This is a genomic window from Flavobacterium erciyesense, from assembly GCF_018069925.1.
In the GTDB taxonomy this organism is placed as follows: domain Bacteria; phylum Bacteroidota; class Bacteroidia; order Flavobacteriales; family Flavobacteriaceae; genus Flavobacterium; species Flavobacterium erciyesense.
In genome coordinates this window covers 131,722-139,764 of record NZ_JAGPXB010000008.1, presented here as the reverse complement: position 1 = coordinate 139,764, position 8,043 = coordinate 131,722, and the positions used below count along the sequence as shown (strand labels likewise).

6 protein-coding genes are annotated in these 8,043 nt (G+C 34.9%); 4 read left to right on the top strand and 2 right to left on the bottom strand.

The window, feature by feature from the left end; translation table 11 throughout:
- Window positions 1-157 precede the first annotated feature (157 nt).
- The gene (locus KBJ98_RS10205; RefSeq protein ID WP_210790338.1) at window positions 158-1,783 is read left to right on the top strand and encodes an amidase; all 1,626 of its coding nucleotides are present in this window, start codon (window positions 158-160) and stop codon (window positions 1,781-1,783) included.
- 66 nt (window positions 1,784-1,849) lie between these two features.
- Here KBJ98_RS10205 and msrB read toward each other — a convergent pair whose 3' ends face one another.
- Complete coding sequence (gene msrB / locus KBJ98_RS10200; RefSeq protein WP_210790335.1) at window positions 1,850-2,239, bottom strand: peptide-methionine (R)-S-oxide reductase MsrB; 390 nt, start codon at window positions 2,237-2,239, stop codon at window positions 1,850-1,852.
- Between the two features lie 10 nt (window positions 2,240-2,249).
- Window positions 2,250-3,125: an alpha/beta fold hydrolase gene (locus KBJ98_RS10195; protein ID WP_210790331.1), complete on the bottom strand. Its 876-nt coding sequence runs from the start codon at window positions 3,123-3,125 to the stop codon at window positions 2,250-2,252.
- 186 nt (window positions 3,126-3,311) lie between these two features.
- Here KBJ98_RS10195 and KBJ98_RS10190 point away from each other — a divergent pair, with 186 nt between their 5' ends.
- Genes KBJ98_RS10190 through glgB form a run of 3 tightly spaced genes read left to right on the top strand, consistent with a single transcriptional unit; the run spans window position 3,312 to window position 7,974 of the window.
- Entirely contained in the window at window positions 3,312-4,739 is a 1,428-nt protein-coding gene (locus KBJ98_RS10190; protein ID WP_210790329.1) for a glycogen synthase, read from the top strand.
- On the top strand, window positions 4,729-6,009 hold the full coding sequence (locus KBJ98_RS10185; protein ID WP_210790326.1) for a glucose-1-phosphate adenylyltransferase: 1,281 nt from the start codon (window positions 4,729-4,731) through the stop codon (window positions 6,007-6,009). The genes KBJ98_RS10190 and KBJ98_RS10185 overlap by 11 nt, the downstream gene beginning before the upstream one ends.
- A gap of 57 nt (window positions 6,010-6,066) precedes the next feature.
- A complete protein-coding gene (glgB, locus tag KBJ98_RS10180; protein ID WP_210790323.1) occupies window positions 6,067-7,974 on the top strand; it encodes a 1,4-alpha-glucan branching protein GlgB in 1,908 nt (635 codons plus the stop codon).
- Window positions 7,975-8,043 lie beyond the last annotated feature (69 nt).

The following is an 8,043-nucleotide window of genomic DNA, read 5'->3' as shown; positions in this document are numbered from 1 at the left end:
TAGTAAAACTCTCCAACACTAAAGTGTGGGAGGGTTTTTTGCGTTTTGAAGGTGTTAGAGGATTATTCTTTAGGAATATATAAAAATGTCTAAAATTTATTTACAATTAGCAGTATATTAGTAAAAAATTAAAACTAACATTATATAACTAACCACAATGAAAAGAAGATCCTTCTTAACAACTGCTACCTTAGCTTCAGCCGGACTAAGTACACTTCTGCTTTCAAGTTGCTCTGATGGTGCAAAAAATGCTATAACAGATAACGACGGTTCCGACTTTGAGATTGATTTTGAATTGGATGAGGAAACTATTTCTAGTTTGCAAAAAAAAATCGAAAATGGCACCTATAGTTCTGAAAAATTAGTTACTCTGTACTTAAATAGAATTGAGGCAATTGACAAAAATAGTGCAAAATTGAATTCTGTTATTGAGGTTAATCCTGAGGCTTTAGAAATTGCTAAAGCAATGGATGTTGAGATGAAAAACGGAAAAAAACGTGGGGTTTTGCATGGAATTCCCGTTTTAATCAAGGATAATATTGATACTGCTGACAAAATGCAAACTACAGCAGGAGCTCTAGCGCTTGGTGGGAATATTGCCAAAAAAGATGCTTTTATAGTTAGCAAATTACGTGAAGCTGGCGCTGTTATAATAGGTAAAACTAATTTAAGTGAATGGGCAAATTTCCGTTCCACTCAATCTAGTTCTGGATGGAGCAGTAGAGGTGGTCAAACTAAAAACCCTTATTTTTTAGATCGTAATCCTTGTGGTTCAAGTGCTGGCTCTGGTACCGCAGTTTCAGCAAATTTATGTGTTGTAGCTATTGGTACCGAAACAGATGGCTCTATTGTATGTCCTTCATCTGTAAACGGTATTGTTGGGATTAAACCTACTGTTGGGCTTGTTAGTAGAAGTGGTATCATTCCAATTTCTGCAACTCAAGATACCGCAGGTCCGATGGCAAGAACTGTTGAAGATGCTGCTATACTGCTTTCTGCAATTACAGGTATTGATCCTTTGGATACCATTACAAGAGAAAGCAAAGGAAAAATAGAAAAAGATTATACTCAGTTTTTAGATGTTAATGCACTTAAGGGTAAAAGAATAGGTATTGAGAAGAAGCCGCAAGGTACAAATTCCGCTATTAACTCTTTGTTAGATGCAGCTATTGCGATTTTGAGGAAACAAGGAGCAACAGTTGTAGAGATAGATTATATAGATAAAATTAATGCTACTGGGCAATCAGAATTTGAAGTACTGCAGTATGAATTTAAAGATGGAGTCAATAAATACTTAGCCTCTGCTAATGGAAAAGTTAAAAATTTAAAGGATGTCATAGCGTTTAATAAAACCAATGAAAAAGAAGCAATGCCATTTTTTAAACAAGAAACATTAGAAAGTTCCGAAGAAAAAGGAGCTCTGTCCGATAAGAAATATACGGAAGCTTTATCAATTAGCAATACTCAAAATAAATTTTTCTTAAAATCTGTTTTTGAAAGTAATAAACTTGATGCAATTTGTGGTATAACGATGGGACCTTCTTGTAGTATTGATACTGTCTACGGAGATAAATGGGGCAGTTATTCACTTACATCACCTGCTGCAGTTACTGGTTTTCCACATATTACGGTTCCTTGTGGACAGGTTTATGATTTACCTGTAGGGTTGTCATTTTTTAGTACTCCATATCAAGAAGGGAAATTGATTGGATTAGGATTTGCATTTGAGCAAGCAACCAAGAAACGAGTTAAGCCATCATTTAAAAAGTCATTTTTAGCATAACTTACAAATGTAAAAAAGGGTATTTAGGTACCCTTTTTTATTAGAACTGCAATGCTAATGATTTTTTTATTCTTTAAAATCTATGGATAAAGAATTGACGCAATATCTTTGACCTGTTTTTGTAGGGCCATCATTAAAAACATGTCCTAAATGGCTTCCACAATTTGCACACAAAATCTCTGTGCGTTTCATGCCGTGTGAAGAATCTTCTATGTATTGAACTTTTCCTGGAATCGATTCATCAAATGAAGGCCAACCACAATGTGCATCAAATTTTGAATCACTTTCAAATAAAGGCTCATGACAAGCTCCACAGGTGTAAGTTCCTTTTTCGAAGTGTAAGTTATAAGTCCCTGTATGAGGATATTCGGTGCCTTTTAAGCGTAGTATGCGAAAACGTTCTTCACCAAGCTGTTCTTTCCACTCTTGCTCGGATTTTATTATTGGATATTTCATAACTGTCTTTTTAATTGAGTTCTTGACTTTTTATAAATGTAATAATTTTAGAGATTACGGCAGCATTTCCCAGTATTTTTCGATGTCCTAAATTTTCTGTAAGTTCTAATTCGCCTTTGTTTAAATGCTTATAAATATGGTGTGCAGTTGTTACAGGAACTTCTGGATCATGTTTATCGTGCAGAACCAAAACAGGAACTGTAATTGTGCTTGCGGCTCTGAAAGCGGCATGCTCACTCATTTTTGTACCTAGTTTTTTTTCAAAATGACCTATTAGTAAAGGTGCATATTTTGAATTTAAACCTAATTTTTTTACAAAGTTCTCTATCACTTCTTCGATGATGTCACCGCTGCCAATAGCGACAGCACATGTAACTTTTAAACCTTGTTTCATAGCATTAAGTACAGCCATACCTCCTAATGAGTGTCCAATAATGGCATCAAAAGGCCCCATAGTTTTATCAATTTGAAGTATAGATTCAATGAAATCTCCCATCAAACTTGAGTTTCCTGCGGAAGCGCCATGAGCTGGGGCGTCAAAACTTATGGTTGAATAGCCTTCGGCAAGAAGATTATCTGATATTTTAAACAATTGTGTCCCTCTGCCTGACCAACCATGAACTATTAAGATTTTTTTATTGAATGCACCGTTTTCATAAAGTTGAATATCTTGATTCAAAGAGGGAATATATAGCTTTCTTTTACCGCTTTTTTGCAGCATTTGAAATTCTCTTTTGGGAATTTTGTGTTTTACTGGTGTAGTAAAAATTTTCGCAATTAAAAGCACTGTTAATCTCTCAGATAATAAAGAGATTAATTTAGTTGGGACCACTATAATTTTAGGAATTTTCAATGATTCAGTAGCAGGAGAACTTTTTTTTGTCATTTTATTAAATTTTCAAGTCGGTCGAGTTTTTGGTATTTTTTTTACTAAATTTAGAAAAACATAAAAGTAGTATTTTTAAGTTGTAGTTGAAAAGACAAAGTTATAAAGTTGTTGGGTTTAGCTTTCTTATAAAAATTGCTTGTTTAAAAATGGAATAATTTAATAATTCAAATAGATTTTATCACGATGGAAATTTTTCATATCAGTGCCGAATGTTATCCAGTTGCAAAAGTAGGTGGTTTGGCAGACGTGGTGGGTGCCTTACCGAAATATCAATGTAATGCGGGTCATCAAGTTAGGGTTATAATGCCTTGTTATGATACTAAATTTAGAACTGAAAATCAGTTTGAATGTGTACATTGGGGCAATGTAACTTTAGGGCATTTTAATTTTCCGTTTAGTGTGCTCAAACAAATAGTTGATGAATTAGGTTTCGAACTTTACCTGATTGAGATTCCTGAATTATTTGATCGAAAACAAGTTTATGGTTATCAGGATGATATAGAGCGTTTTTTATCTTTTCAAATAGCTACACTTGATTGGATTGTAGGTCGAGCAGAAATTCCAGATGTGCTTAACTGTCACGATCATCATACAGGATTAATTCCTTTTATGACCTTGTATTGTCATAAATATGCCAAATTACGGTCAATATCTACTATGATTACTATTCATAATGGACTATATCAGGGTCAATTTGGATTTGATAAATTGTATTATTTACCGCCTTTTGATTTAGAACATGTAAAACTTTTAGAGTGGGACAATTGTATCAATTCATTAGCTGTTGCAGTCAAATGCGCAGGTGGTGTAACGACTGTTTCTCCGAGTTACCTAAATGAAATAAATTATTTTGCTAACGGTTTAGAGTCGCTTTTTAACTCTGTCAGATCTAAATCGCGTGGTATTTTGAACGGAATAGATATTGAGGTTTGGGATCCTGCAAAGGATGTAATGCTTGCAAAAAATTATTCTTTGACTACTGTTCAGAAAGGAAAGCAAGAAAACAAGAACAAATTATGTTCCCTTTTTAATTTCGATCCCGAAAAGCCATTATTCAGTTTTATAGGCAGACTTTTTGACGAAAAAGGCGGAGACTTACTACCTGAAGCTGCATCACGATCGTTGAATGCACATTACAAATCTATTAATATCTTAATTTTAGGTTCAGGAAATGAAGTTATTGAACAACAATTAAATGGACTTTTAACTGAATTTGAGGGTAACTATAACACTTTTATCGGTTATAATGAGGAATTAGCACATTTGATTTATGCTGGTTCTGACTTTATATTGATGCCGTCAAGAGTGGAACCATGTGGTTTAAACCAAATGTACGCCTTAAGATACGGAACCATTCCAATTGTTCGTCGAACAGGTGGTTTGCGCGACACTGTTATTGATTTTGGCGATGATGGTAATGGTATTTGTCATGACCAAGCATCGGCAGATGATATAGTTTACTCGATAGGTCGTGCGGTAGACTTATTTCAAGACAAAAAGCATTTGAATCAATTAATAAAGAAAGCCATGCAAACCGATCATTCTTGGGAGCGAGTTTGTCAAGAATATATAGAAATGTACAACCTAATTATATCACATAATGAAAGCTAAAAAGAAAAATGTAATTGCCATTATTTTGGGTGGAGGACAAGGTTCACGATTGTTCCCCCTTACTGAGACACGTTCTAAACCCGCTGTTCCCATTGGAGGAAAGTACCGTTTAGTAGATATCCCGATTTCTAATTGTATGAATTCAGATATTTATAGAATGTTCGTTTTAACTCAGTTCAACTCAGCTTCGCTTAATGCGCATATAAAAAACACCTATAATTTTAGTATTTTTAGTCATGCTTTTGTTGATATTTTGGCCGCCGAGCAAACTCCAGATAACCCCACTTGGTTTCAAGGTACTGCTGATGCGGTAAGACAGTGTATGCCTCATTTTTTAAATCATGATTTTGATTATGCTTTAATTCTTTCAGGAGATCAATTGTATCAAATGGATTTTAATGATATGGTTGAAGAGCACATCAAAAACGAGGCAGACATTACTATTGCAACTTTGCCAGTAAATGCCAAAGATGCCCCAGAATTTGGGATTTTAAAGACCAATAGCGCTAGTGAAATTGAATCGTTTATTGAAAAACCAGCGAAAGAATTATTACCAGATTGGGAATCTGATGTAAGTGAACAAATGAAATCAGAAGGTAAAAACTACCTAGCATCGATGGGAATTTATATTTTCAATCGTCAATTGCTCATTGATATCATGGCCAATAAAGAAACTAAAGATTTTGGTAAAGAGATCATTCCGCAAGCCGTTGGTAACAAAAAAATATTAAGCTATCAGTACGAAGGATACTGGACTGACATTGGAAATATTGATTCGTTTTTTGAAGCTAATATCGGATTGACAGAGGATTTACCTAAGTTTAATTTATTTGACAACGATAATAAAATTTTTACCAGACCTCGTTTGTTACCGCCATCTAAATTTCAAAAAACCATGGTTGATCGTTCGCTGATTTCTGAAGGTTGCATTTTAAATGCCAAAGAAATTATGAATTCTGTCATAGGGATTCGTTCTCGTGTTGGAGAAGGAACAGTAATTGAGAATTGTTATGTTATGGGTAATGATTTTTATCAAAATATTGATGAAATGACCGCCGATATTAATAACGGACGCCAATTGGTTGGAATTGGAGAAAGATGTTTCTTAAAAAATGCTTTAATTGACAAAAACTGCCGTATCGGAAATGATGTTCATATCAGTGGCGGTGCTCATTTAGCTGATTTTTCAAATGAATTGTACGCCATTAAAGATGGAATTGTTGTGGTTAAAAAAGGAGTCACAATCCCAGATAATTATGAGATTAAATAAATCTTAAACACAAAAAAAGTTTTTACTTACAATTAGTTAGCAGCACATCCACCTCTTATGAGTACAGTTATCACACATTCTCTTTTTACCGATTTTGATATTGATTTATTTAAAGCAGGCAAACATTTTCGGCTTTATGAAAAATTAGGAGCGCACCTCACAACAATCGATGGTGTGGCCGGTGTTTATTTTGCTGTTTGGGCACCATCAGCACGCCAAGTTTCAGTGATTGGAGATTTTAATTTCTGGAATAAAGGAGAACACGCTCTATTCGTACGTTGGGACTCATCAGGTATTTGGGAAGGCTTTATACCAGGCGTGCAAAAGGGAACTGCGTACAAATATTTTATAGAATCAAATAATGGAGGTGTTGTAGCAGAAAAAGCTGATCCTTTTGCTTTTTATTGTGAACATCCACCTAAAACGGCATCAATTGTTTGGGATTTAGAGCACAAATGGAACGATAGTAATTGGATTAAAAACAGACAAAAACACAATAATTTAGATAAACCTTACTCAGTTTATGAGGTACATCTAGGCTCTTGGAAACGTCATGTTGATGGCAATCGCTTTTTATCCTATGCAGAATTAGCTCAGGATTTGGTTAAGTATGTAAAGGAAATGGGTTTTACTCATGTTGAATTTATGCCCATCATGGAGTATCCGTACGATCCTTCATGGGGGTATCAATTGGTTGGGTATTTTGCGCCAACTTCGCGCTTTGGTAATCCACAAGAATTCATGCAATTGGTCAATGAATTGCATAAAGCCGAAATTGGAGTAATTCTAGATTGGGTTCCATCACATTTTCCGGATGATGCTCATGGTCTTGGTTTTTTTGATGGATCGAATCTTTTTGAACATCCTGACAGAAGAAAAGGTTATCACCCTGATTGGAAAAGTTTAGTCTTTAATTACGGACGAAACGAAGTACGTTCCTTTTTGATAAGTAATGCATTATTTTGGTTAGATCACTATCACGTTGATGCGTTGCGAGTTGATGCTGTAGCTTCAATGTTATATTTAGATTATTCAAGAAATAATGGTGAATGGGAGCCGAATATTTATGGCGGAAGAGAAAATCTAGAAACGATCAGTTTTTTAAAAGAATTTAATGAAGCTGTTTATTCTAATTATGAAGGTGTGCAAACGATAGCCGAAGAGAGCACTTCTTTTCCTATGGTATCTCGACCAACATCTATCGGAGGTTTGGGTTTTGGGATGAAATGGATGATGGGTTGGATGCATGACACTTTAGATTATTTCAAAAAAGAAACTGTTTATAGAAAATACCATCAAAATGATTTGACTTTTTCGATGACTTATGCTTTTTCTGAGAATTTTATGTTGCCTTTGTCTCATGACGAAGTAGTTTACGGAAAAAAATCCATTTTAGGCAGAATGCCCGGCGATGATTGGCAACGATTTGCAAACCTCAGATTGTTATACGGTTACATGTTTGCACATCCGGGAGCCAAATTGCTTTTTATGGGTAACGAATTTGCGCAAGAAAAAGAGTGGAATTTCGAAGCTAGCTTAGATTGGCATTTGCTCGAGCAACCCAAACATTTGGGAATTAAAAAACTCATTACCGATTTGAATGCTTTGTACAAAAAAGAAACAGCCCTTCATGAAAAACAATTTGAGGGCGGTGGTTTTGAATGGATCAATTATTCTGATCATCAAAATGCAGTACTCTCTTTTATTAGAAAAGGAAAAAATTCCAGTGAGGATGTAATTGTAGTTTGCAATTTTACCCAAGTGGTTCGTCAGGATTATAAAATTGGTATGCCACGTACGGGTAAACTTCAAGAAATATTCAATAGTGATGACACGCAATACGCAGGCAGTGGCGTTTTGAATACCTCAAAATTAGCTGTTGAAGCCATTCCTTATGATGGCAGAGATTATTCGGTTGCAATTACACTTCCGCCTTTGAGTGTAGTTCTTTTTAAAATTGTTTAAATAAAATCCAAAGCCATTTAATTTACCTTAAGTGGCTTTTCGATTTACTAGGTTTAGTCAAAATAACAC

Bases quoted from the DNA above. Each gene is read 5' to 3' on its own strand.
- KBJ98_RS10205 (WP_210790338.1), top strand. From the start codon at position 158: ATGAAAAGAAGATCCTTCTTAACAACTGCTACCTTAGCTTCAGCCGGA.
- msrB (WP_210790335.1), bottom strand. From the start codon at position 2,239: ATGAAATATCCAATAATAAAATCCGAGCAAGAGTGGAAAGAACAGCTT.
- KBJ98_RS10195 (WP_210790331.1), bottom strand. From the start codon at position 3,125: ATGACAAAAAAAAGTTCTCCTGCTACTGAATCATTGAAAATTCCTAAA.
- KBJ98_RS10190 (WP_210790329.1), top strand. From the start codon at position 3,312: ATGGAAATTTTTCATATCAGTGCCGAATGTTATCCAGTTGCAAAAGTA.
- KBJ98_RS10185 (WP_210790326.1), top strand. From the start codon at position 4,729: ATGAAAGCTAAAAAGAAAAATGTAATTGCCATTATTTTGGGTGGAGGA.
- glgB (WP_210790323.1), top strand. From the start codon at position 6,067: ATGAGTACAGTTATCACACATTCTCTTTTTACCGATTTTGATATTGAT.